The organism is Halorubrum rubrum, from assembly GCF_024494685.1.
Taxonomy (GTDB): domain Archaea; phylum Halobacteriota; class Halobacteria; order Halobacteriales; family Haloferacaceae; genus Halorubrum; species Halorubrum rubrum.
Map to the genome: position 1 here is coordinate 66,692 of NZ_JANHDM010000004.1, position 24,245 is coordinate 90,936.

Consider the following 24,245-nt stretch of genomic DNA (forward strand, 5'->3'; position numbering starts at 1 on the left):
AACTCGATTCACCTTATCCCCGATCGACGATTTCGCCCTAGTTACGTTCATACGAACCCGCAAAAGTGGATCGGCAAAGAATGACATGTTACTTGTTCCCAGTGAGAAATCTGTGTCAATCAGGAATCACTCATTACAGTTGGACTGGAGGCACAGTACTTTGAGCTAATGATAGGCCTGCATCACGAACCAAATGAGTGTACATTTATTCTCTTGCTTCTATCTTCAAACCCAACGCTGATCCGTCGCTTCTACGGATTCAATAGAGTAGAATAATAAAATATATTATTTAGCCCACTATTAAACCACCTATGAAAGTAGCATTTTTGACTTCTTGGTTCCCAAAATATTCTAAGACATTTATTATTAATCAAGTTGTATCTTTACTTGACCTTGGACATGATGTGACGATTATCAGTTTAGGAGAGCCCGACCCTCCCGCAAACCATTCTATCGTTAATAACTATAACCTCAAAGAAAAAACATATTATATACCGAAGATTAATACATATACTGGTGGCATCAAACAGTATGTTAAATTTGTACTTGAACACAAATCAATCTTAAGAATAATATCTGAAATAAAATATGGTAAGCAGAGTCCAGAAAGGTTAGCTGCTCAATCTGTTCTTCATGATCCAAATAAATTCGATGTCTTCCATGCCCATTTTGGTCCAACTGCGCGATGCTGGGATTTTCTTTCTAAAGAACATCCAGATATACCCTTTGTAGCCACATATTATGGATATGATGTCACGAAACACCTTCACCCGGAAAATTACAACTATTATTCTCGGACAAATCACTGGGAATCAGTCGATTTAGCAATTGGAATCAGCGAGCATATTCGATCAAGGATGCTGATGGCTGGCTGCCCGGAAGAGATCACAACGACACTCCCGATCGGAATTGATCCCGATCTTTTTCAGTTTTCACCATCAGACTACGATCCTAACGAGACACTCCGTTTGGTATCCACGTGTAGACACACCGGGAAGAAGGGAATTGAATACGCTATCCGAGCGGTAAGCCAGGTCAAAAACGGAGGAGTCGATCTATCATACACTATCGCTGGTGACGGGGATCTAACACCGCAATACCGCGAGATCGCTTCGGAGGCCGGGATCTCAGATGAAATCGAATTTATCGGGAGAGTTCCACAAGAGCGTGTTTCAGAGCTGATGCAGGAAGCCCACCTTTACATACAACCAAGCGTCACCACTTCTGACGGCGACATGGAGGGACAAGGACTCGTGTTTCAGGAGGCACAGGCTACTGGTACCCCGCCGATTACGACTTTCCACGATGGTATTCCCGAAGGAGTTCGACACGCCGAGACTGGTCGGTTAGCACCGGAACGAGATGTCTCCCGTCTCGCCGACGAAATAGAGTATTTTGTGAACAACCCTAAAGAGATAATTCGGTATACGCATCGTGGCCGAGAATGGGTCGAGTCGAAATATGACTACGCTAAACTTGGAAAACGACAGGAAGAGATCTACGAATCCCTACTGAGTAAGTGAAGTCTGAGTGATTCTATAATTGCGTCTTAAAGTACTCGATAGACGTTTTCAGCCCATCGCCTAGAGGAACTTGAGGAGACCAGCCTAGTTCTCGCTGTGCCTTCGAGATGTCCGGTCTTCGAACTTGTGGATCTTGTGGTGGGAGTTCCTCATGTACGAGCCCGCTTTCACTCCCTGCGATGTTTAACACGGATTCGGCCAGCTCATTTATTGTTCGTTCGTCGGGATTTCCGATGTTCACGGGGGATTGAACATCCGACTCCAGCAACGTAATGAGTCCACGAATCATATCCGATACGTAACAAAAACTCCGAGTCTGCTCACCATCTCCGTACACGGTGAGATCCCTTCCGGTCAACGCTTGTTTCGCGAAATTCGGGATCACACGGCCGTCATCGAGACGCATTCGTGGACCATATGTATTGAAGATACGAGCGACTCGAACATCGAGGTCATGTTTATCGCGATATGCCCGAACCAGAGATTCGCCGTATCGTTTCGACTCGTCGTAACACGATCGGGGGCCGTATGGATCTACATTCCCGCGATATTCCTCTGGTTGTGGATTTATTTCAGGATCCCCGTATACCTCGCTCGTGGACGTGAACAGATATGTTGCATCTTTCTCCTTGGCGAGTCCGAGCGTCTTGTGTGTTCCGAGTGCACCAACCTTCAACGTCTTGATCGGATGATCCCGGTAGAACACCGGTGAAGCGAGGCTCGCTAGATGTAGAACGGCATCTAGTTCCCCAGAAATATGTATGAACTCCGTAACATCGTGATCATAAAATGAGAATCTATCGTTCTCAAAAGCGTCGTCGAGGTTCTCCGTTCGACCGCTTACCTGATTGTCCATTCCGATGACTTCATATCCGTCGGCTAGCAACTCATCGCAAAGGTGTGATCCGAGGAATCCTGCGGCACCGGTGACAAGGAGACGACTCATTCGGCCCAATCTCCGAGCAGCGTCTTGACGGCTGCGTTGATCTCGCCATTGTCGTATTTCAGTGCCAATTCGACATTTGCCTGTAGCCAAGACGGAATATTTCCGATATCGTAACGATCGCCATCGAGTTCCATACCACGTACCTCATCGAGCTTCCGGATCGCATCGGTGAGTTGTAACTCACCTCCGGCGCCCTTCCCGGTTGTTTCAAGTTTTTCGAAGATATCCGGTGTGAGGATATATCGCCCAGTGATCGCGAGGTTTGAAGGTGCTTCTTCCTGCGATGGTTTTTCTACGAAATCGCTGACTGGAAAGCTCTCAGTAGTTGAATCCACTTCATCAATATCCGCGACTCCGTACGAAGGAACATCATCCCACGGAACCCGTTCAAGCGAGAGAACAGAAGTTTCGTGTTCTTCTGCGGCCATAACAAGCGACTGAGTACACGGTGTTTCGTTCTTGATGATTGTATCGCCGAGTAGGAGTGCAAATGGTTCATCACCGACGTGCTTTTCAGCATACAGCACAGCGTCTCCCAATCCTTCTCGTTCCTTCTGACGAACGTAATGAATGTCCGCGAGATCAGCGATGTCCCGAACTTGCTCGAGACGATCGAGTTTCCCGTCCGCTTCTAATTCCTCTTCAAGTTCGTACGATTTGTCAAAATGGCGCTCGATAGCTTGCTTTCCGCGTCCAGTAATGATCAGAATATCATCAATTCCGGCCTCAATAGCTTCTTCAACGACGTACTGGATCGTTGGTTTATCTAGGACTGGCATCATCTCCTTTGGCTGTGACTTGGTCACAGGAAGAAATCGGGTTCCGAACCCCGCAGCTGGAATAACTGCTTTCGTTACTTTCATGAATCGTCTGTTCTATACTCCGGGGGCTATGTATCTTTTATCATTAACTCGGAAGCAATCGTTGATCTTCTATGTGTAATATTTCATAAAATAGTAGAATATCATATAATACCTTGAGTTGAGCTACTATAACCATTATATATAGTATTCAAAATTGGATTTAATTGGTATCTAATGTATGTCTTCTCATAGTTCGAGTCGCATCCACTCTAAAATTGGGATATTCGATGCCAGATTATATCTAATGAAACATACCCGAAAATGACGTTAATTCCGATGAACAGTACCAACCCCAACGGTGGGAATATGAGAAGCGAAACCAACGAGGAGATCTCTGTAATGGACACGATTGCGAGGAACACGACGGCGAACGCACCCTGCGCGAGTACGAAGGGAATTGTCCATCGGAGTGACACTACTTCGAACGGAGAGTAGAACCAGATACCGACGTTGCCGACGAACAGCATGACGTACGAGATCGTTGTCCCGATCCCCGCCCCAATGATCCCGTATCGAGGGATCAATACGACGTTCAACAGGACGTTGAGCAGGAGGGCTCCGGCGGTCATCAGCTCCGTGTGTCTCACCCACCCGGTTGCCTGAAAGACGGGAACGATCACTCGGCTGACTCCAAAAAAGAACGTTCCTAAGATGAGCAATTGTAGGGTGTCTGCGGCAGCAACGTAATTCCCGCCGAAGTAGACCTGGAGAAACGGTTCGGCGAGAGCGAACAGCCCGACGCCGAACAGCGTCAGCGCCAGTACGCTGTATTTGATCCCGGTTTTGATCTGTTTGTTTATCTCTTCGATGTTGTCTTCCGCCCAGAGATTCGCCGTGTGCTGTAAAAACGCCATTTGAATGACCGACGGGACGAACCAGATCATCTCCGCGGGAACGATCGCGCTGTTGTACAGCGCCGTCGCCGTCGACGTTCGGAAGTACTCGACGAGGAGGATGTCCGCCTTGTATAGGAAGGCCGCACTCACCCCTCCAATCAGCTGAAACCCTCCGAACGTCGCTACTTCCCGTCCGTGTACTCTGATACTCCCCATCGAAGGGATCGAGAACTCGAAGTGCTTACGTACATACGCGATTCCGAGAACCCCGACAACGACGAAGGACACACTGTACGCCGCGAACAAGCCTTGTAGATCGTACCCGAGGTACGCCAACGTGAGCCCGATGACCACGTAGAACACTCGTCTTCCCACGTGGAGAATTTCGGCCACGTGTTCGCGCTGTTGTCCATAGAACGTGCCCCTTACGATGCTGAAAATGTTTTCAAAGACCACCGCCAAAAGAAGGATCCACACAAACGAGACGTAGCGAGACGGAACGACCCCAACCAGCATGGCAATCGCAGCGGCTGATATCGCTACGATCCCATATCCAACACTAATTACGAGCGATACCGAAACGATCTCGGATGCCGTTTTTTGCTCCGTTACGTTCTCGGCGATGATTTTCCGAGTCGCATCGAAGAGTCCTCCTCTGGCAAGGAGAGCGAAGATCGAGAATCCGGCGAACACGCTGACGTACAATCCGTATTGTTCTTGAGAAATGATCCGAACTAAGATCGGGGTGAATGCTAGGCTTATCAGCAGATTCGCCGCTTTTCCAGAAAAAATCGAAAATATCGATCGAAGAATGGTCGACATAATTCGAACGAGCTCGTTATTTCAACAGCGGCCATTCGTCCGCCGATTACCCATCAACACGTCGAAGGCAGTCAGTGTCGAGAATCTGGAGACCGGTTCGGGATCTGACGATGACATACAGGGAGTTGTCCGATTTCGGACGGCGACCCGAATAATGTCGTCGGTCTCGTTCCGTGCGCGACGTCTGCGCGTGTTTCCGACGGTCGTTCGCCGAACTCGTCCGGATCTCCTCCACCACCGTCGCGACCACACCCTCGATGAGCGGGAGCGTCCATCTCGTGTGCTTTCCGCCTCACGTCCTCCCGTGATGGCGTTGAGAGAGAGTAGATTTCGTCTGTTTCGCCTCTCTCGACGGTGGCGCTCGTTCCTGGCTCACCGATCGGCTCGTGTCGATCGTACTCTCGTGTCGTCCGTACCGAGACGAACCCGTATTAGAGACGAGATCGAAACGGAACGCGACCGGTGACACCTCGCCGCGAAGACAGACGAAACGTACTCTCTCGCTTTGCTAGTGAGCGAGTGGGAATCCACGGAATCCTACCGGGGTCATTCCCGAGACAGACGAAATGAGGTGTGTCCCTCCGTCATCGCCACCGCACCCTATCTAACTCGGAAGCTTCCGCAATACGTCGACACGGCGACTACGCCCGCGGATACGCGTCGGGGTCTCCTGCTCGAACGCGAGCGCCACCCCGGTCGAACACCTGACGCGGTGGGGTGCGGTGCGAGACCTGTCGTTGGTCGTCTCCGAGAACGCTCGACACGGTGGGGCGTGGGACCGACTGCTCCCCCTGGAAAAAAGCACTCTACGTAGTGGGATGTCAGGAACTCGTCCCGCTCTCCCCACTCAGCAACTCGCTCGCCCGCTCCACGCCCGCGGGCGCGTTCACGCGGAGTGACCCGCGTCGTCGTGGAGCGTCTCGACGCGGTCGGTGACGTGGTCGAGAACCGTGAACGGCACGTCGAGATGGTGGAAGCCGAGGGGTGACGGTTCCGCACCGCCGGCGTCCGGGGGTGGATGAACGTGTGCTCTGGGTGCGTCCGTCTTCGGATGGCGATCCCACCGACACTGGAAGCGAGCCGTTCCACGCGTCTCGACGTAGTGAACGGAGTAGGCGTTCGTCACGAACCAGTGATATCGATCCGTGCGGCGTCGACCGCGTCGGGAGACGCGGTCGAGTCGAGCGAGATGGCGAGCGAGCGCGGCGAGACCGAGTCGGGTTCGAACGGAACGCCCACGACTCGACGAGCGGACGTGTCGCTGCCCGTCGGCCGAGCGTTCGCATCGTCGTCCGGTCGAGTCGCCCACCGGCGGGCACGTCATCGGGGGGTGTATCGTCCGGCATGTCCTTCCCGGTCAGGCGGACGCACCGAGGTCGCCACCGTCACGTTGCCGATCGGCCGCCCGCGAGACGGCCCGCTGGAGCAGTTCGATGTCGTGCCGAACCGTTCGCCACCGAGACAGCGACTCGAGTCGATCGTGGACCGCCGCGTGGTCGCCGTCCTCGATCCGCGCGACCTCGACGGAATCGGGGGAGGGAACACCGAACGAGCCCTGGAGGTCGGCGTCCTCTTCGAGGAGCTGATCCAGGCGCTCCCGGAGCTCCGCATGGGTGTGTTCGTCGGCCAGCCGTTCGACGCGCTTCCACTGGAAATACGACTCGTTGCGTCGATACTCCACGGGGTGACTCCCACGTCGGTCGACGATTCCCATCTCGGCCAGTTGGGTGAGCGCGTCTCGCGCCCCGTCAGTGGAGCAGTCCGCACGATCGGCGATCGCGTGCGCGGGTACCCGTACAAGTTCTATCGGCTCACCTCGCAGGCTCGAGAGCTGTTCGATCGAAACGACCTGTTCCCCGCAGACGCGTGGCAGCGACAATACGCCCGCGTGGAGAAGACCGGCGAAATCGCCGAACTCGAAGCAATGCCTCGACCCGAGTGAATTGCCCTCTCGCATGGCGGACTTCTCGGATCCCGTCATAGACCGACCACGCCACTGATCCCCGTCAGCGAACTCGATTCTGTCTCGTACCCGATCTCCTTACGGTGCTGCTGTGTCGACATTCCCGTCCGAATTCGTAACCGAGCTGTTGAGATACAAAAAAGAAGCAGCGACAATTCTGCGAGTCTCATCACTCGGGAGTATCATCTATTGGTTTGGCGTATTTGCTGGAATTTTCGTTTCGAACAACCGCTGAAGTGCAGTCCACAGAATTTCTGTCGGAACCGATTTTAAATCATTCTCTTTTCGCGATGAACACGCAGAAAGGACACGAACCGTACTCACTCACTCCGAACCGATTATATCATCACGCGTCTGGATTATCTGTACGCATCAAACGCTGATCGACGACCCAAACGAGACTAGCAAGCACCGCCGCAGCGATGACTGGCCACCGGTCCGTGCTGAGATAAAACCCATCGATGGCAAGGCCATGGGTGACGAACGGCCACAACAACGGACTCGTGATCCCAGACGGCTTGTACAACAGCAAATCGAGCACGTAGTGGGAGCTAGCACCAACACTCAAGAGAACGAACACGACACGCCGATACGCCTTCGGGACGAGGAGTGCGCCAATACACACAATGAGGAGTGTGCCACCGACACGGTGGAGCGGATTCCACGTGAACGGCAGCCCCAAGAGCACTGAAATCGACTCCTCGGGGACCACCAGATCGATCCGATTGAGGTCTGGGAGCGTCGATCCGATCAGCACCATCGTGACGAACGGGTAGGGGATCCACTCGTACCGCCACGAGAGCATGATCGCGAGGGTGTACCCGATCAAAATATGCGTGAAGAGATCAGCCACTGGCTTCCTCCTCCGACAGATAGCGGGTATGAAGTGGTGTGTCCCGGGGTGAGAAGGTGACCGTCTCCGGATCGAATCGCCACCCATCGGCGATCCGGAGCGCAACGAACAGTGCGCCAAGCACCGAGATCGCGTACATGTACGTCGTCTCCCACGGCTCTCGAACGACTGTCCGGTCCCGATCCGCGGCAAGCGTTCCGTCCGCCGTGAGCGTGCCATCAACGATGATGTCTTGGCCAACGGCGACGTCTGGCGCATTCTCGACAGGAAGGTGTTGTGTAGTGGTGCCGTCGGTGACCTCAATAATGACAGGGTCAGTTTCGATCACGACGCCGCCAGTCTCAAGATGCTTGCCGGCCAGATCGGCTGGTGTTACGTCAGGTTCTGCGAGGTCAGGTCCCAGACTGGTGGACGCTGGATATCCTGCGCCAGCAAGCACAAAGAGTCCACCAAGAGCGACGACACAGACTCCGAGGGCGACGAGTCGGGACCCGACAGCAGAAGCCATCTAGAGAGTCATCCGTCGCTGACAAATAAAGATCCATCGGTGGTCTGGTCTACAGACAACTCATTGACCTCCTCCAGAGAAGAAATCGTGGTTTTAGAATTCGTAGTTTCAGAAACTACGATTTCTACTTAGCCGGGGATGCTACTGACGGTATGGAGCAATTCGTTGATCGGGATGTCGAACTCGATCAACTCACGGACTGCTATGACCGAGACGCGGACTTCGTCGTGAGCCGACGGCATCGAAACGCGGTCGCTATCGCATTGTAGCTCCGCTGTTCCGATTCGTATACGGCAACCAAGATCAGCTTCGCATGCTCGGAGATACCGCGTATGACGAACTCGTTGTACCGGAACTGGCGGATTACCGGAGAATCGAGGAGAAAGCCTCGCGTCGACCTTGCTCTTACGGACATCCTGAGCAGTTTCACATCGCTGTCGCGGTATGACCTCGATTCGCCTGCGTGCTCACGAGTAGTAACGTACGGGACCGTCGATGCGGCGACGTTCCGGACGGCACTCTCCACCGACTGATCCCCTCGGAACGCCGATCACAAAGAGAGCTCACTTACCGGGTCCAGAAGGCACGCTGGCGGTCTTCGATCTCCGAAAGCACCGTCGAGAGAACGCCACGCCAGTCGGTCGGGTGTGTCGTATCGTCGCCGGGCGTCGGTGCGTCCGGTCCCGGATGGACGTGATCACGAGTGTTGTGACCGGACGGGTGTCTGTCCCATCGGTGATCGAACGCCCCCGTCTCGTGGGTTTCGTGATAGTGGAGCGAGAAATCCCCGTTTTCGAACCAGACGACCTCCAAACGAGCATTTCGCACGCGATCGGGGTAGAGTTCTTGGTCGTACCGACAGACCAGTCGTTCGGGAGCGAACGCTGGCTGTTCACCGACCTCGGTGAACCGATCGTCCGTCGCGAGGCGCTCTCGGATGATCTCCAGCCGGTCGAAATCGATCGGCCCGCTGGAACCCGGATCGGGCGTATCGTTCCCGCGGCCGGCAGTCATACCGCGGATCCGAGATCCGTGGCGTCGTCGGACATAGGGGTGAGTGCTCGTTCGAGGAGGGAGACGCGACGGCGAGCAGTCTCCCATGACGAGAGCTCCTCCCAGACCGCCTCGATAGACTGGTCGCTTGCTGCGGCATACTGTGTGATCGAGACCGTCGTCGGAGATTCGGCATCGAACTCGCGTGCGAGTGCGTCCGCCCGCTCCGATTCCGACCGTAGCAGGTCGAGCAATTCCTCGGTGGTGTATTCACGTCGGAGCTTCTGGACGCGTCGCCAGTTCAGATACTCCTGATTCCGCTCGTAGGTGGCCGGTGATTCCGTGATCTGGATGACGATGCCCATCTGTTCGAACCAGTCCAAGTATTCACGTGCGGCGTCGACCCCATGGCCCGCACGGTCGGCGACCTCGCTGGCTGTAGCCGGGTCGTTGAGCCCGAGCACGGCATCGAAGAAGTCGTCTCGCGTTCGGTCACCACGGACGACCTCTTCCGGTGGGGTCAGCGCGTCGAAGTCCGGTGCGCGTTCGCCGGTGTCGCCTTGGATATCCGAGCTCGGATCCTCCATACCTCACAATGCGGCTCAAAACGTGATAAAACTTTTTTAGACGGATTATTCCGCTTAAACTGAAGCGGTAGCGCGGAGTCTCCTTCCTCAAGGAGCGACCGAAGGGAGCGAGTAGGGAGGGAAGGAGCGCGTTCGTATTTGTCACAAACACCAGTCTATAAATAGCCACTTGTTCACATTGAATACGTGGCAGACGACTACGTGCGTCGGACGGCAATCACCCGCCTCTCGGTAGATGGCGAGCAACGCGAGTTGCTTGAGGAAACCATCTCCGAGTGGAAGCGTGGTTGCCAACTCGCCACGGACATGGCGTGGGGGAAGTGTAACGCCAAGAGCGACGTACAACCCCTCGCCTACGACCACGTGCGCAAACACACCGACCTCGGTAGTCAGCACGCGATTCTCGCCACTCACCAAGCCGCACAAGCCATCACCGGCTGTCTCGAACGCCGCTCGAACGGCAAGCAGGTCAGCAAACCCACGTTCACCGCACCCACGGTAACGTACGACACCCGAACGATGACGCTGTTCGATGACGATACGGTGTCGCTCTCCACGACGGAGAGTCGCGTCCGGTGTGATCTTGCTCTGCCCGACGCCGACGATGGCTACCAACGGCAGTACCTCGACTCCGACAACTGGAGCGTTACGGAAAGCACACTCACCACTCGTGACGGCGACTACTTGTTACACATCGGCTTCCGCCGACACAAGACCGACACCGAGCGGAACACCGCCGAGGACGGAACGGTCCTCGGGGTCGACCTCGGTATCGAAAATCTCGCCGTCACCAGCACTGCCTACTTCTTCAGCGGACGGGAGTTAACCCATAATCTCCGCGAGTTCGAGAAGGTGCGTGCCGGGCTCCAACAGGCCGGAACGCGAAGCGCCCACCGAACGCTCGAACAATCAAGTGGACGCGAACTACGATACGTTCGTGACGTGCTTCACCAAGCGTCGAACGCGATTGTGGATGAAGCACTTCGATACGAGTGTGACGTGATCGCGTTCGAGGACTTGACCGACATCCGCGACCGCACGGGTGCGTCATGGGGACACAGGTGGGCGTTCCGAACGCTGTACGAGCAGGTAGAATACAAAGCCGAAGTGGTCGGCGTCTCGGTGAAGCAAGTCGGGTCGGCGTACACGTCGACACGGTGTGCCGAGTGTGGATTCACAGCTGAGGAGAATCGCCGAACTCGCACGGACTTCCGGTGCGTAAAGTGTGAGTCAGAAGCGAACGCGGACTACAATGCGGCGAAGAACATCGGGATGCGGTATGTCCGTCGAGGCCAACAGTCGTCTCGGCGGACGGGCAACAGTCAGCTTGCCCTCAAGTCTGGAACAGTGACGCCGAGTGGTGGATTCACCGTCCACCCGAACGGGTTCGAGGCTGAGTTCATGGACAAGCCTCATCACCAGAAGTCACAGACTTCTGGTTAGCAGCCAGAACTCTTCGAGTTCTGGCGACACCCTCCACGAGCGAACCCCTCAGGGTGAGCGAAGTAGGGTGGGGTTGTTGACCAGCGGTGACGTGTTCGAGACGACCGTCATTCTCGCGCGTACTCGACGTCGAGCGCGAGATCCTCCTCGGTGTAGTGTCGTTCCACCCCGCGTTCTCCGAGGAGCCGATGGAACTCCGCCTTCGAAAGACCGGCTAGCTCTCGTGCCTTTCCGAAGGACAGATACTCCTCCCGGTACAGCGACACCGCGAGTTCCTGCCGGACGATCGGTTCGCGATCCTCCGGCGGTGCCGCGATCGCGTCCAGCACGTCCGACGGAAGATCGATGCTGCTCATGTCGTTTGATCCGGCGTCGTACTACTTAGTAACGCCGCTCGTCCACTCGTCTAGATCACGAGGTTTGTTGCCTTGACGCCGTCTCGAGGACGTGCTCGAGCAGGGGTCGGCCCGCCACCTCGACGAGCCCCTTCGGTCGGTCCGCCATCAGCTCGCCGAGTCGACTGCCGCGCCCGGCAGCGGGGATGACCGCGTCCATGACGAGTCGGTCGACCACTCGACACCTGACTCCGTCGATCCCGCCTGCGTCCCCGATAGACCCTCTCACGGAATTCGCTCGACCGCGCTCTCGAGCTCGTCGAGCGTCGCCCACTCCACGACCCGGTCACCCACCGCCGCCTCGAGGGCGGCCAGATGCGAGGCAGCCATCCCGTTCTCGTACTGCGCCCGCTGTGTCTCCGGGTCGTCGTACACACGCTTCAGCAGCCACAACACATCTCGCACGCTCGTCTGCCGTCGATACAGGTAGCCGAGCTCCCAGACGTGCCCGCCGTCGAAGTCCTCGATCACGCCGACGACCCACGTCGACTGCGACGACAACACTTCGAAGGCCGGGGCCCACAGGTCGAGGTCGTCAGCGTCGAACCCGAACTCTTCCAGTCTGAACGCGACGGCGTCCCGGCGGTCGTCCAACCGAGCACACACGTGCCGGCGACGCTCACCGGACTCACCCGATCCGCTGCCGACAACGAGATACCGACGGTCGGCCCGGCGGACGTCGTCGAACCGGGACTCGTGAAGTCCGTTCTTGAGTCGCTGGTGTTGTTCGGGCGTGAGCGACAACGTCGCTTCGTCGTGGAGTTCGTCATCCGCGACGTCACCGATCAGACCGGCTTCTGCGTGTCGTGTGGTCCCACCGGCAGTCTCGTCGTCAGCACGTCTCCTATCGTCGGCGCCGCCACGATCGCCGTGACTGTCATCGGCGTCACCGTCTTCCATTCCATATCACGATCCAGTTTGTCGTTGTATAGTGATACTGATTACGAAACTACTTGATCAATTGGTTGTATCCAGAGACCAAGTGTTTATGCTCCATCCGTCTCTAGTAGCGTGTATGAACCCCCAACTCACGGAGACGAACACGGCGGACGCTGGTGGAGAGCCTGGCGGGTTTGAGGCGTGGACGGCGCTCCAGAAGGCTACCGACCAAACCCGTGCGAACTTGATCGCAGACATCGTCGGCCATCCGCAGGGAGCCCCGAGCGTCCGAGAACTCGATTACATGAACCCCGCGCTCGGTGAGGACGCGATCCGTCGACATCTCGGCGTGTTACGAGATGTCGGCGTCGTTGCGGAACTGGTCGTTGAGCCGGGCGATCGCGTGCGCGGCTACCCGTACAAGTTCTACCGGCTTACCGAACAGGCCCGAGATCTCTTCGATCGAAACGACCTGTTCCCGACGGACGCATGGCGGAGACAGTACGCCCGCGTCGAGAAGACCGGTGAGATCGCTGAACTCGAAGAGATGCCGCGGCCCGAGTGACCGGTTGCCGGAATCGTCCCTTCATTTTATTGACCAAATGAATCGGCGACACAAGAATTATATCGTCAAATCGACTATCGATCGCCATGACGGTCGACGATCCGGTCGGAGCGTTCGGACTCGCCGAGGGGTTCGGGACAGACCTCGAGTCCGAGCCCGCCGACGAGCGAGTGTACCGGATCGCGCTCCAGCTGTACGATCCGGCGGGCGTCTCGGACATCGCGGAGCGCGCCTCGTGTGCGCCGGACACCGCCCGGCGGCACCTCGAGCGGCTGGCCGACATCGGGGTCGTCGAAGCCGTCTCGGAGTCCCCGCTCACCTACGTCCGAAACGAGTCGTACTTCGAGTGGCGGCGTCGAAACCGGCTCGAGGGTCTGTCGCGCGACGAGCTCCACGAGGCCCTCGCCGAGCTCACCGATCGCGAGGCCGCGTTTCGCGAGCGCTTCGACGCGGAGTCGCCGACGGCGGTCGACGCGTTCGATCACGCCGACTACGACGATCTCGAGGCGGTCTGGCTCGCGTTGAGCGAGTGGCACACGCTCAGAGACCGGATCGACCGACTGGAAGTCGTTCGGCGGGATCGCGGCTCGGACTCCTCGCTCGAGGAGAACGCCGTGTGACCGGTCCCGACCGGTCGCGGTCCGTCGACGAGGCGACGCTCCGCTATCTCGCCCGCGCGTTCGGTCGACGACCCGAGGTCTACAAGACGTCTCTGTTTCCCACGAACAAGCTAGAGAGCCTCGTCGTGACGCTCGACGCCGAGTACTACCCCACAGACGTCGAGAGCGTCTCACTCGAGCTCCGTGCGTACACGAACGGCGATTTTCACGTGTCGTACCACGAGACACGCGCGGGTGATCGGCGATGGTGTCGATGGGATCGACACGACCAGCCACACAACGCCTGGGATCACTACCATCCGCTTCCGGATGTGGGCACGGCCGCCGCGATCGACCGAAACTACGCGATTGATCTCACGCGAGTCGTCGAACGGACCATTCTCCCGTGGATTGACGAGCGGGTCGGCGCTCTCTGGGAGTCGGCCACCGACTGAGATTGGGGGGATCCGGTCGGGGCGGTCAAAGCTGTCAAGGTGAGTAGCCCAGACTACTGTAGCTCAAACGACAGTGGGCTGAACGACGTTCTTTGATGGGTGTTTTTGCCGTCGGCGTGTAACGACACCCTACGATGGGCCTGTACGACGACGTGCTGGTCGCAGATGGCGTCAGGCTGCCGAAGTTTCCGGAGGAAGTCAGTCCGTCCGCGATAAAGTGGCAGACAAAAGAGATCGGTCGGCCAGCCATGCAGACGTACAAAATTACCGCGGAAGGACGGCTCCTCCGGCGTGAGCGGGAATTCCGCGATAAAACACCTACAGAAAAACAGACAGAGGCCACCGAGCATGGCTTCGAATCGTGGGACGAGTACGTTTCGTTTTGTGAAGACGCGGATCCGCACGATCGCCTCCACCGCGGAATCGGTCTTGGAGTGCCGAACACTCAGACCGTCGACGAGGAGTTCTGGCTCGACCACAACATGCACGGGAGCTTCGAATTCCACGGTCGAAGCGACGATATCGAAGACGGGTTCTTCTGGTCGTACGAAGCCAGATTCACACGTGGTCAGCTCGATACCATCGTCTTCCTTGGCGAACGAGGCGGTGGCGACCCCGATGACTACAAGCCGGACGAGTCTGTCTGCGTCGAGTTCTAGTGGCCATGCCATACGGAGGCGAATCTCGGAAGACGAGGTCCGAAAGCCGTCGATGTGATCACAGGGTCCGCGGGTTCCGTCGAGATCGAACACATAGCTCGAACTCACACCCCTCGTTTCGTCTGTTCTTCTCCAGACCAACGATACTACCCTACTTCGCTCAGTCTACCGACTTCGCTCGTTGAAGGTGGGGCTTGTCCGTGAGTTCGGTCTCGAACCCATCTGGATGTTCGGTGAATCCTTGAACACCCTCCACTCGTTTCACGATGTATCGACCCGATCCATGGTCTCGGAGATCCACCGGACACACCCCTCGTTTCGTCTGTTCTGCCTCCCAAAAGAGAGCTCACATCGATTCGGCTTCGATCGCATCCCGCGTTTCGAGGACGATGGTTGGATCGAGTGCTAACTCGTACTGGTAGTGAGCGCCACCTGCGCGTCCCTCGTTGTGTTCAGTCCGTTCGAGAAACCCCAACATGGTGAGATCGGCGAGATGGTTCTGGATACTCTTGAGCGTGGTGAGCGGGTCTTGCTGTCTCCCTTCAGCCACGCGGACGTATGCCTGCTGTACTTGCTTCGACTTGGCGGGCGTCGAGCCGCCGACTTCGAGTTTCGCGAGCGCTTCGAGGATCAATTGACCGTGCATGGTCTGATCACGCAGTTTGTTCTCGACGCGACCGCGCTGAACGCGATCGACTGCGACCTCGATGTGTTCGTCCGTGATCTCGCTGGCACCGTTCTCCTCGGCAACGTCGCCCCCCTCTCGGAGCAGGTCGATGGCTTGCCGTGCGCTTCCGGTGTCCTTTGCTGCGTTGGCCGCGGCGAGTTTGATCGCCGAATCGTCCCACGCGTCCTCGATCAACGCTTTCTCCGCTCGTGTCATGAGAATCGATCGAAGCTCGTCGGCATCGTACGGTGAGAACGCGATCTCTTTTTCCATCAGCGTATCCTTTACTTTCGGACTCAGCGAGGAACGGAACGCGTAGTTGTTGCTGATCCCGATGACGCCTACTCGCGAGGCGGTCAGATGATCGTTCGCGCGTGCTCGCGGGAGCTCATACAATAGTGTGTTCGGATCGGAGAGATGATCTATCTCGTCGAGGACGAACAGATACGTTCCACCGTTCGAATCCATCTCCTCATAGAGTGTCTCTAGTGCGTGTGCCGTCGAATGGCCGGTCTCTGGAAACGGCTCGCGGTCATCTCTACGGATACTGTTGATCAGTGCTCGAACCGTGCGATAGACCGTATCGTCGTTACAGTTCCGGAAATGGACGTGGAGATCGTCCGCGTCGTCTCGCCGCTTCACTTCAGCTTTGAGCGCGGTCATGATATACTCCGTGACCGCGGTCTTTCCGACCCCTGTCTTCCCGTAGATGAACACATTGGAAGGATTCCGGCCGAACAAGACGTCCTTGAGTGCGGACCGGAAGGCATCGATCTCGTCTTCGCGTTCGACGATCTCGTCCGGCTGGTACTCCTCCGAAAGAATGGCCTTGTTCTCGAAGAGCGTATCCGTGATATCCGAAAAGAGATCTTCGCTCATTATGTGTGTGTGTCTACCAATAACCCATTTCTATATAAATTTGTGTATTCGTCTGTTTCGTCTGATTCGTCATTATATCTATTTCTTCTAGAATCGAAAGAAGACGTACCGAAAATATACCAATAACAGACGAAATGAGGGGTGTGTCTCATCCATCTACAGACGAGCAGGCGGAGTGTCTCAAAGTTTGACCTGAGACAGGTCCATCTCACATGCTACCTCAAAGAACAGACGAAACGAGGGGTGTGTCTTACTAATCCCTGCTACCATAGATTCGAAGAACAGACGAAACGAGGGGTGTCTGAGAACTCCGGCGTGTCGATGCCGGCATTCGATTGTGACGCTTCGTTCAGCTGAAACCATCGGAGAGGGAAGCATCCGCGACAGACGAAACGTACTCTCTCACCCATCCACGAACGCCAGTACGTCCGAATCCACACGCCCCCGAAAGGGGAACCGTTTTAGTTCCCGCCCGACACCCACGGGATAATGCGACTCATGGGTGGTCCCTCATGGAACTGATCGACGACGACGGCGACCTGTTCGGCGTCGTCAACGTCGTCGACGCGCTCGTCGTGCTGTTGATCCTCGCGGTCGGCGTCGCCGGCGTCGCGCTCGTCTTCTCCGACGACCCCGAGCCCGAACCCGACCTCGACTCCACCCACGCGACGATCGAGATGGGCCCGCAGCCGGCGTACGTCGTCGAGGCGATAAACGAGGGCGACACCTACAGCCCGAACGACGTCTCGACGATGACCGTCACCGACGTCCACCTCACGCCGCGCGGAAGTAACATCGGCGTCACGCTCCGCGTCGAACTCGAGGGCGAACTCGACGGGGACGGTTCGATCGCCTACGACGGTGCCCCGCTCAGGCTCGGCCGGAGCCTCGCGCTCAACACCGATCGCTACCAGTTGGACGGACGGATCCGCGGGGTGGGCGAGGGCGACGCGCTCGAGCGCGAGGAGACGACGGTCGTCCTCCGGGACACGCTCTCGACCGCGGACGCCGAGGACGTCTCTCCCGGCGACGAGGTCCGGATCGCGGGCCGGACCGTCGCGACGATCGAGAACGTGACGCAGTTCGCGACGAACGACCCCGACCGGCGCCGGGTGTTCGTCGCCGCGACCCTCCGAACCCACCGGCAGGGCGGTGACCAGCGCTTCGGCGGCAGCCCCGTACGGCGCGGTCAGAACGTCCGGCTGTCGACCGCGGACTACACCATCGACGGCCGGATCGAGCGGGTCGGCGGCGACCTCCAGGTCGGGTCGGCGTCCACCCGCACGGTCACCCTCCGGATGGACGACGTCCGCGACGACATGGCCGACGCGCTCGATCCGGGGATGGCCGAGGAGGCCGGCGGGGACACCGTCGCGCGGGTCACCGCCGTCGACACCCGACCCTCGCTTATCATCGCCACCGGCGACAACGGGACGGTGAACGTGGTCGACCATCCGGTCGACCGCGAGGTGACGCTCACGACCGAGCTCCAGGTGCGCGAGACCGTCTCCGGCCCGCGGTTCAAGGGCGATCCCCTCCGGCAGGGCGAGACCGTGACACTCGATCTGGGAACCGTCACCGTCCGCGCGACCGTCGTCAACGTCAGCGGCTAGTCGGCGTCGGCGGCTAGTCGGCGTCGGCGGCTAGCCGGCGTCGGCGGCTAGTCGGCGTCGGCCGCCGTCCCCGGCTTCGGTGACGTTCCGTCGTTCCGAAACGTATCACTCGTTGCTCCGAACCATCGGTCGGATACGCGGAGTGGCCCTTCTCCCTTGCCCGAGCGATGCCCGCCGCGATCACAACCGGTTTGATGCTCCACTCGATCGGTCTACTCGATGACGACTCGTGACGCGGACGGGGACGTCTCGCGAACCACCGCCGACTCCGGCGACGGACTGCTCTCGCGGGTCGGCTCCGGCTCGGTCCTCCTCGATCGCGCCCGGTCGGCGGCCGATCGCGTCGCGGGCGCGGTCCGCGCCTCGTGGCTGTACCGCTGGCTCACGGCCGAGCCCGACCCGGAGGTGATCGTGATCGACCTCCGCGAGACGTGGACGGTCGGGCCCTTCCTCCGGGTCCTCGACCGCGTGCTCGACTTCCTGATCGGGGCGATGGAGGGGTCGATCCTCGCCGATGCGGCCGGAGCCGCAGTGAGACACGTCCGCGAGACGCCCCTGCGCGTCGCCGGCGGGCTCGCCGTGGGCGCGGGATCGCTCGCCTTCCTCGCCGCGGTCGCCGGCGACGCCGTCTCGCGGACGCTCCTCGCGGGCGCGCTCGGCCTCTACGCGGTCGGCTTCGCGGCGATGCGCGACCGGCGGAGCTGGGCGGCGCTCCGCGACACGCGGCCCGTCGAACTCCTGGTCCGCGCGCTCGAACCGCCGGCTCCGCCGGAGGCTGACGACGATCCCGACGGTTCGGAGGCCGGTACGGGTCCGGACGACGATCGCTCCGGTCGGTAGCCGCTCGTCGCGAGTGTCGGTTCCGTCCGCGGCTGACGCTTCCGCTCTTCCCGTTGTCCTCTCTTTCGCCACCACGCGAACGGATCGGCGTCGCTTAAGTACCCGGATCGCGCGAGTGTGAGACGTGACGGACATGGACCTCCTCGTCGCGGTCCTCGCCGGGATCGTTCAGGGCGTCGTCGAGTGGCTGCCGGTCTCGAGCCAGGGGAACCTCGCGTTGTTCCTCACGTTCGTCGGCACCGAGCCGGAGGCCGCCCTCCAGCTCGCGCTCTTCTTACAGGTGGGGACGACGCTCTCGGCGGCGACGTACTACCGCGGGGAGATCCTGACCGCGCTGCGCGCGACACCCGGCTGGCGGCCCGCCGGCGCGTACGACGGCGACGCGGCGCTCGTCTCGTATCTCGTCCTCGCCAGTGCGATGACCGGTCTGGTCGGGATCCCGCTGTACGTCTTCGCCGTGGACCTGGCGAGTCGGCTCACGGGCGGCGTCTTCATCGCCGTCATCGGCGTCCTGCTCCTGGTGACCGGCGTCCTGACGTACGCCTCCGAGTCGGTGTCGATGGGCGGGCGACACGATCCGACGCTCGTCGACTCGCTGCTCGTCGGGGCCGCCCAGGGCCTCGCGATCCTTCCGGGCATCTCTCGGTCCGGGATGACGGCGAGCACGCTGTTGTTCCGGAGCTACGACCCGCCGTCGGCGTTTCGGCTGTCCTTTCTGCTTTCGATCCCCGCGAGCCTCGGTGCGGCGGTCCTGACGCTTCTCGATGCCGGGGGACTTCCGGGGATCGACCCGACCGCGGCCGCAGTCGCGCTCGGAGTCAGCGCGGTCGTCGGCTACGCCACGATCGATGCGCTGATGCGGATCGTCGAGCGGGTCCCGTTCTGGGCCGTCTGTTTCGCGCTCGGGGGGATCGCGATCGTCGGCGGCGGCGTCGTCTCGGTCGTCGTGTGAGTCGCGGCGAGATCCGCGCCGTGACCGTCCGTCGATGACGCGAATACGTACTACGGCTATTCTGTCATTAGATTTCACGGACGACGGCTCTAGTGCTTCCTTCCCGGAAATTTATCGGATCAGAAACGTCCATTTTCGTAACCGATATATGATCGACCGGGTTGGGTACGAGTATCCCGCAGTGCGTGACCGTCTGGCGGTCGCGCGGGCGTTGAGCGTCGGCGTTGTCGACGCCTGAGCATCCGCGCTAGCGGCAGCACCGGCGCTCGTGGGCCAATCATGACACGTGAGAACTCGCTTCGGATCGTCGCGATCGTTGCCGTTCTAACTATCGTCGTCAGTCTGGCCGGGATCGGGTTGGGGGCTTCTGTGGTGGATGCTGAATCATCTGATGAAGTTTATATAAACCAGACGGGATCTCCGACAGATATTGTTCCTGGAGATACTACTCATACCGTTCATGATATACAAATTAATCAAAATAGTGATTATTCTGAAAATGAAAATGTCTACTTAGACATTGACCTTTCTAGAATCTCAACACATGGCGTAAACACATCATCTGCATACATCGAAAATACAACAATACGAAATGGAGATCTTCTCAGTCAAGAAGAATATGTCTCTGATAATGGTAATAAGAGTCTCCGTCTGGTGATTGAACATTCCGGTAATGGGGATCCTATCTATGTCGATAGGATATTAATTGCTGGAATTGTTATAGATGCTGCTAATCCATATTCAAATGTTCAGTATTCTTTCGAAGTTGGTCGTAATAATAACAGTTCATTACGCAATTCTTTTTCGTCTACAAGTGACTCGATACTCTCTGAAAGATTTAATATCGCCGGAGGATCGTTCCAATTTAGAGATCAGGCAACTGGATCTCCTGACGAAGATGGGTTCACCACTCTTTCTGCTACAGTTGAGGATGTGGAAGCAAACGTAAATAGCACACTTGTTGTCGCTTTTGACGGAAAATATACTCGTATTGCGGGGATTAAATCTGTTTCACACGATGATCTTAATGGAGATAATGAGATCTCTATTAAATATCTTGAATCAAATGGTTTTCCAGGACCACATGCGATTTATCTCGTACCAGAAAGTCGATTGAGCAGTGAAGACTATAGTGCTGGAGATGAATTGCCAGAAGCAGCTTCAGAATTCTATATTGATAAACACGTGAGTAAGTCATTATATGGATCAATAAATTTTGAGAACATCTCCGCTGATACGGCAATAACAGACAACATCACTATCTCAAATACACTATTAGATGATGAATACGGCGGTTCTACTCCCTATATTGTTACTCTCCATCCGGTCTCGAATGATGGATCTGTTGTAACTGACGAATATATTGGATCATCACAAATACTCACCGGGAATCAAGAAGATGTTATAATTGAATTGAAAAACAAATACGACGAAGAAACTCATCTGTCACAAAGTAACAAATATACAGCCGTTATGCGCCTTACTGATGATGGAACTGATGTTGGAGATCCTGTTTCTCTTGGATCTTATCCGATATTACAGAATTCAGACTTTAATCGGCAATTTGTACAGAATGGTATTTCCGATAGTGGCTTAATATCTATCAATAAATCTGAAAAAGCAACCTCTGCTACGAAACATTCGTTCACTCGTACAGAGTATCTGAATACAACGATATACGCTGGAGGTCTCGTTGCTTTTGAAGTACCTAGCGACGAATCAGACCGTATTGAGTTATATCGTGAATCAGAGCACACGACATCTGTTCTCCAGGGAACAGAATCAACAAGCAATAGTTCGAGTCTCGTCTATTTCAATACTTCTCAGCTCCAAACCGGCGATTACTTTCTCCTTGGTGGCGGCTTTGATGAAAACTCATCTTTCAGCGTAATCAGTAGTCGTGATCAATATTCTAACCTAACTGTTGTTCCTAACTCAACTACTCTTGGAAACAAAACTGAATTCGAATTAGTGGCAGATGCCAACACAACCAACCTCGCGATCACGGAGTCGAACACGGATACACAGATAGCCACCGCGAGCGTTACGACGCCACGTGAAGAACCGACCACGCTCCGTTTCAACACGTACGCGGCGGGCAACCCCGATCTCGCCGGCGATCTCTTCACGATCGAGGAGCCGGGAACGATCGAGTCGGTCACGACTCCGGAAATCGACGGATCGATTCCACCGGGAGAGTACGAGATCACGGCGACTGCGGCCCCGAACGGACCGATCGACACCGCGACCGTGAGGCTTCGAAACCGATCGACGAACGGCCTCTCGCTGTATTCGACCGCGGAAACCGCCGCCGCCGACTTCTCCGCGCCCGAGACGGTCTCGGACGCGATCGCGAACGAGACGCTCACATCCACGGCGACGGTTACCGACAACGACACCGTCGTCTACGCGATCAACGCCACCGGACTCGACGGCTACACCTCGGTCCGCGACCCGGCCCTCACGACCGGGTCCGATCTCGATCGACTCGCCGGACTCGAGTTCGCGATCTCGAACGCGACGGGTTCCGGATCGACCGCGACGCCCGTAGCGACCGCGAACGGCACGACGGTCCTCCCACACGCGACGGGGCTGTTCCTCGTCGGCAACGCCAACGAGACGCTCGGCGAGACCGTCGCGGCGACCGGTGAAACCGACCTCGCGGCGACGTTCGACGTGGTCGACGACCGCCTCCGCACGGCCGCCGGATCGAACGCCACCCACGCCGGTGTCGCCCCGTTCACGTACGCCCGAAATACGACCGAACCCGCCGGAACCGGTGGCTCCGACGAAACCGACGAGTCGGACGGTTCCACCGACTCCGGCAACGTCACCGACTCCGGCAACGTCACCGACTCCGACGGATCCGACGCCGAATCGTCGACTGGAACGACGACCGACGGGACCGCGTCGTCCGACACTACGGACGGAGGCGACGATGAAACGACCACCGACGGCGATGGTACCGCGGATCAACCCGGACGGACGACCACCGGAACCGACGAGAACACTAACACGACTGACACAACCGAAACCAGCGACGGGACGGACGGCGTAAGCGATACGTCGACTACGGAGACCGATCCGACCGACGGAGAGGCGGTCGATGAGGCGACCGTCACCGACGGGACCGCTGACGATACGGTCGCCGCCGATGACGGCAGTGACGGGTCCGACTCCGGTGGGTCCGAATCGGCCGACGCCGGCGGAGGGACCGAAACGGGTGGTACACCCACCGGTGCCGGAGATTCAACCGATCCCGGCTCGACGAGTCCCGATACCAGCGGCGACGGAGGCAACGGCGGGAGTGGCGGTGGGGGTAGTGAGAGCGGGGGCGAGGGTAGTGGCGGTACGAGCGCTGCTGGCGGAAGTGGCGGCAGTGGTGGAGGCGGTAGTGGTGGAGGCGGTAGTGGTGGAAGCGGTAGTGGTGGAGGCGGGGACAGCAGTGGAGGCGGCGGGGGCGTAGGAGAGAGTAGCGGCGTCGGACGTGGCGATGGCGCCGGCGATCGATCCGGTCCCGGTGACGGACCGGGGTCGGGATCGAACGCCGACGCCGGCGACTCGACTCCCGCGACCGACCGCGATGAAAGCGTGTCCGGCGTCGACGACCCGACGACCCGATCGAGTTCCGCGGACGACGGCGGGGGCGTTCGGCGCGCGGATCCCGATCGAGCGTCCTCGATTCGTGCCGCCGAGGAGCGTGCCCTCCGTGACCGCAAGGAGATCGGTCCCCGACCGGTGGCCGATCTGAACGCTCCCGACGAGGCCGAGTACGTCTCGCGCTTCACGGCCGTCGAGCGGGCGTCATCGCGCGACGCGACGAAAGCGAGCGATCGCGACGGCCCCCCGACCGAGGCTCCGGCGACCGAGGAGGCGGCCGCCGCTGATGGGTCCCCCGCGTCGGAGGGGGATCGCTCCGAGCGGCCGCCCACCTTCGAGGAGGCCCCGCTGCGCTCGACCGCCTACGACGTTCCGGGCTTCGACGTCGGTACCGCGCTGGTCGCGCTCGTCGCGGCGAGCCTGCTCGCCGGCCGCCGGCGAACGGGGTCGAAGGGGTAGACCACCGGGATCGACCGGCGCGGCCGTCCGCGGTTTGGCGGTATCCTTTTCGTGACGCGACGCCTTCCTCCGCGTATGAGCGTCACCATCTCACCCCCGACCGACCGAACCTGCGAACTGTGCGGCCGCACCGAACGCTGGGACGACGAGGTGGAGGGCTGGCGGATCGACGAGGACCCCGGCGACGTCTACTGTATCCACGACTGGGACGTCAACGGAACGTACGCACCGTTCGAAGAGTAGTTGACGAACGACCGGATATATCGCGGATCGGGGTGTCTCTATCGCACTTCCTTAGCTGATCGTCTATTTTTGAATCTGTTTTGGGCTCGTTTTTGACTGAACG

At 58.1% G+C, this 24,245-nt stretch carries 23 protein-coding genes and 1 pseudogene; 11 read left to right on the forward strand and 13 right to left on the reverse strand.

Annotated features, from left to right (window positions below; genetic code table 11):
* The first annotated feature begins 311 nt into the window (after positions 1 to 311).
* Positions 312 to 1,523, forward strand: coding sequence for a glycosyltransferase (locus tag NO889_RS06010; RefSeq protein ID WP_256411378.1), 1,212 nt, complete (start codon positions 312 to 314; stop codon positions 1,521 to 1,523).
* A gap of 13 nt (positions 1,524 to 1,536) precedes the next feature.
* Here NO889_RS06010 and NO889_RS06015 read toward each other — a convergent pair whose 3' ends face one another.
* From NO889_RS06015 to NO889_RS06050, 9 genes are all read right to left on the reverse strand, one after another.
* Positions 1,537 to 2,469 carry a UDP-glucuronic acid decarboxylase family protein gene (locus tag NO889_RS06015; RefSeq protein WP_256411379.1) on the reverse strand — a complete coding sequence of 311 codons (933 nt, stop codon included), beginning with the start codon at positions 2,467 to 2,469 and terminating at the stop codon, positions 1,537 to 1,539.
* A complete protein-coding gene (gene galU / locus NO889_RS06020; protein WP_256411380.1) occupies positions 2,466 to 3,332 on the reverse strand; it encodes a UTP--glucose-1-phosphate uridylyltransferase GalU in 867 nt (288 codons plus the stop codon). The genes NO889_RS06015 and galU overlap by 4 nt, the downstream gene beginning before the upstream one ends.
* Positions 3,333 to 3,541: 209 nt before the next feature.
* The gene (locus tag NO889_RS06025; protein WP_256411381.1) at positions 3,542 to 4,990 is read right to left on the reverse strand and encodes an oligosaccharide flippase family protein; all 1,449 of its coding nucleotides are present in this window, start codon (positions 4,988 to 4,990) and stop codon (positions 3,542 to 3,544) included.
* An 886-nt stretch (positions 4,991 to 5,876) separates the two neighbouring features.
* Positions 5,877 to 6,116, reverse strand: coding sequence for a toxin-antitoxin system TumE family protein (locus tag NO889_RS06030; protein WP_256411382.1), 240 nt, complete (start codon positions 6,114 to 6,116; stop codon positions 5,877 to 5,879).
* A gap of 231 nt (positions 6,117 to 6,347) precedes the next feature.
* A complete protein-coding gene (locus tag NO889_RS16520) occupies positions 6,348 to 6,971 on the reverse strand; it encodes a DUF7342 family protein (protein ID WP_425498816.1) in 624 nt (207 codons plus the stop codon).
* Between the two features lie 328 nt (positions 6,972 to 7,299).
* The gene (locus NO889_RS06040) at positions 7,300 to 7,806 is read right to left on the reverse strand and encodes a metal-dependent hydrolase (RefSeq protein ID WP_256411384.1); all 507 of its coding nucleotides are present in this window, start codon (positions 7,804 to 7,806) and stop codon (positions 7,300 to 7,302) included.
* Positions 7,799 to 8,314: an OB-like fold-containing membrane protein gene (locus NO889_RS06045; protein WP_256411385.1), complete on the reverse strand. Its 516-nt coding sequence runs from the start codon at positions 8,312 to 8,314 to the stop codon at positions 7,799 to 7,801. Before NO889_RS06045 ends, NO889_RS06040 begins: the two co-directional genes overlap by 8 nt.
* Before the next feature lie 567 nt (positions 8,315 to 8,881).
* The gene (locus NO889_RS16525) at positions 8,882 to 9,328 is read right to left on the reverse strand and encodes a toxin-antitoxin system TumE family protein (protein WP_379787625.1); all 447 of its coding nucleotides are present in this window, start codon (positions 9,326 to 9,328) and stop codon (positions 8,882 to 8,884) included.
* Positions 9,325 to 9,894: a DUF7342 family protein gene (locus NO889_RS06050; protein ID WP_256411386.1), complete on the reverse strand. Its 570-nt coding sequence runs from the start codon at positions 9,892 to 9,894 to the stop codon at positions 9,325 to 9,327. The genes NO889_RS16525 and NO889_RS06050 overlap by 4 nt, the downstream gene beginning before the upstream one ends.
* A gap of 186 nt (positions 9,895 to 10,080) precedes the next feature.
* On the opposite strand from NO889_RS06050, the gene NO889_RS06055 reads away from it, so the two are divergent.
* Positions 10,081 to 11,337 carry an RNA-guided endonuclease InsQ/TnpB family protein gene (locus tag NO889_RS06055; RefSeq protein WP_256411387.1) on the forward strand — a complete coding sequence of 419 codons (1,257 nt, stop codon included), beginning with the start codon at positions 10,081 to 10,083 and terminating at the stop codon, positions 11,335 to 11,337.
* Between the two features lie 107 nt (positions 11,338 to 11,444).
* On the opposite strand, the gene NO889_RS06060 is transcribed toward NO889_RS06055, so the two are convergent.
* The 3 genes and pseudogenes from NO889_RS06060 to NO889_RS16590 form a co-directional block, all read right to left on the reverse strand.
* Positions 11,445 to 11,693: a UPF0175 family protein gene (locus NO889_RS06060; protein ID WP_303653068.1), complete on the reverse strand. Its 249-nt coding sequence runs from the start codon at positions 11,691 to 11,693 to the stop codon at positions 11,445 to 11,447.
* Between the two features lie 79 nt (positions 11,694 to 11,772).
* A pseudogene (locus tag NO889_RS06065) lies at positions 11,773 to 11,892 on the reverse strand (NTP transferase domain-containing protein); the annotation flags it as partial.
* Positions 11,893 to 11,957: 65 nt separating this feature from the next.
* Positions 11,958 to 12,632 carry a DUF8170 family protein gene (locus NO889_RS16590; RefSeq protein ID WP_465261022.1) on the reverse strand — a complete coding sequence of 225 codons (675 nt, stop codon included), beginning with the start codon at positions 12,630 to 12,632 and terminating at the stop codon, positions 11,958 to 11,960.
* 115 nt (positions 12,633 to 12,747) lie between these two features.
* Between NO889_RS16590 and NO889_RS06080 the strand changes: the two genes are divergently transcribed.
* The 4 genes from NO889_RS06080 (at position 12,748) to NO889_RS06095 (ending at position 14,889) form a co-directional block, all read left to right on the forward strand.
* Entirely contained in the window at positions 12,748 to 13,176 is a 429-nt protein-coding gene (locus tag NO889_RS06080; protein ID WP_256411391.1) for a helix-turn-helix domain-containing protein, read from the forward strand.
* Between the two features lie 86 nt (positions 13,177 to 13,262).
* Entirely contained in the window at positions 13,263 to 13,796 is a 534-nt protein-coding gene (locus tag NO889_RS06085) for a DUF7342 family protein (RefSeq protein WP_256411392.1), read from the forward strand.
* Positions 13,793 to 14,230, forward strand: a complete 438-nt coding sequence (locus NO889_RS06090) for a toxin-antitoxin system TumE family protein (protein ID WP_256411393.1) — start codon at positions 13,793 to 13,795, stop codon at positions 14,228 to 14,230. Before NO889_RS06085 ends, NO889_RS06090 begins: the two co-directional genes overlap by 4 nt.
* 134 nt (positions 14,231 to 14,364) lie before the next feature.
* The gene (locus tag NO889_RS06095) at positions 14,365 to 14,889 is read left to right on the forward strand and encodes a hypothetical protein (RefSeq protein WP_256411394.1); all 525 of its coding nucleotides are present in this window, start codon (positions 14,365 to 14,367) and stop codon (positions 14,887 to 14,889) included.
* Positions 14,890 to 15,235: 346 nt separating this feature from the next.
* Here the strand turns inward: NO889_RS06095 and NO889_RS06100 are convergent, their stop codons facing one another.
* Positions 15,236 to 16,435 carry an orc1/cdc6 family replication initiation protein gene (locus NO889_RS06100; protein ID WP_256411395.1) on the reverse strand — a complete coding sequence of 400 codons (1,200 nt, stop codon included), beginning with the start codon at positions 16,433 to 16,435 and terminating at the stop codon, positions 15,236 to 15,238.
* Between the two features lie 512 nt (positions 16,436 to 16,947).
* Between NO889_RS06100 and NO889_RS06105 the strand changes: the two genes are divergently transcribed.
* From NO889_RS06105 to NO889_RS06125, 5 genes are all read left to right on the forward strand, one after another.
* Positions 16,948 to 18,048 (forward strand): DUF4330 family protein, encoded by a 1,101-nt coding sequence (locus NO889_RS06105; RefSeq protein ID WP_256411397.1) that lies wholly within the window; start codon positions 16,948 to 16,950, stop codon positions 18,046 to 18,048.
* 219 nt (positions 18,049 to 18,267) lie between these two features.
* Entirely contained in the window at positions 18,268 to 18,888 is a 621-nt protein-coding gene (locus tag NO889_RS06110) for a hypothetical protein (protein WP_256411398.1), read from the forward strand.
* Between the two features lie 133 nt (positions 18,889 to 19,021).
* On the forward strand, positions 19,022 to 19,840 hold the full coding sequence (locus NO889_RS06115; protein ID WP_303653076.1) for an undecaprenyl-diphosphate phosphatase: 819 nt from the start codon (positions 19,022 to 19,024) through the stop codon (positions 19,838 to 19,840).
* A gap of 279 nt (positions 19,841 to 20,119) precedes the next feature.
* Complete coding sequence (locus tag NO889_RS06120) at positions 20,120 to 23,899, forward strand: PGF-CTERM sorting domain-containing protein (RefSeq protein ID WP_256411401.1); 3,780 nt, start codon at positions 20,120 to 20,122, stop codon at positions 23,897 to 23,899.
* 75 nt (positions 23,900 to 23,974) lie between these two features.
* Positions 23,975 to 24,142 carry an HEWD family protein gene (locus NO889_RS06125; RefSeq protein ID WP_256411402.1) on the forward strand — a complete coding sequence of 56 codons (168 nt, stop codon included), beginning with the start codon at positions 23,975 to 23,977 and terminating at the stop codon, positions 24,140 to 24,142.
* The last annotated feature ends 103 nt before the right edge of the window (positions 24,143 to 24,245 follow it).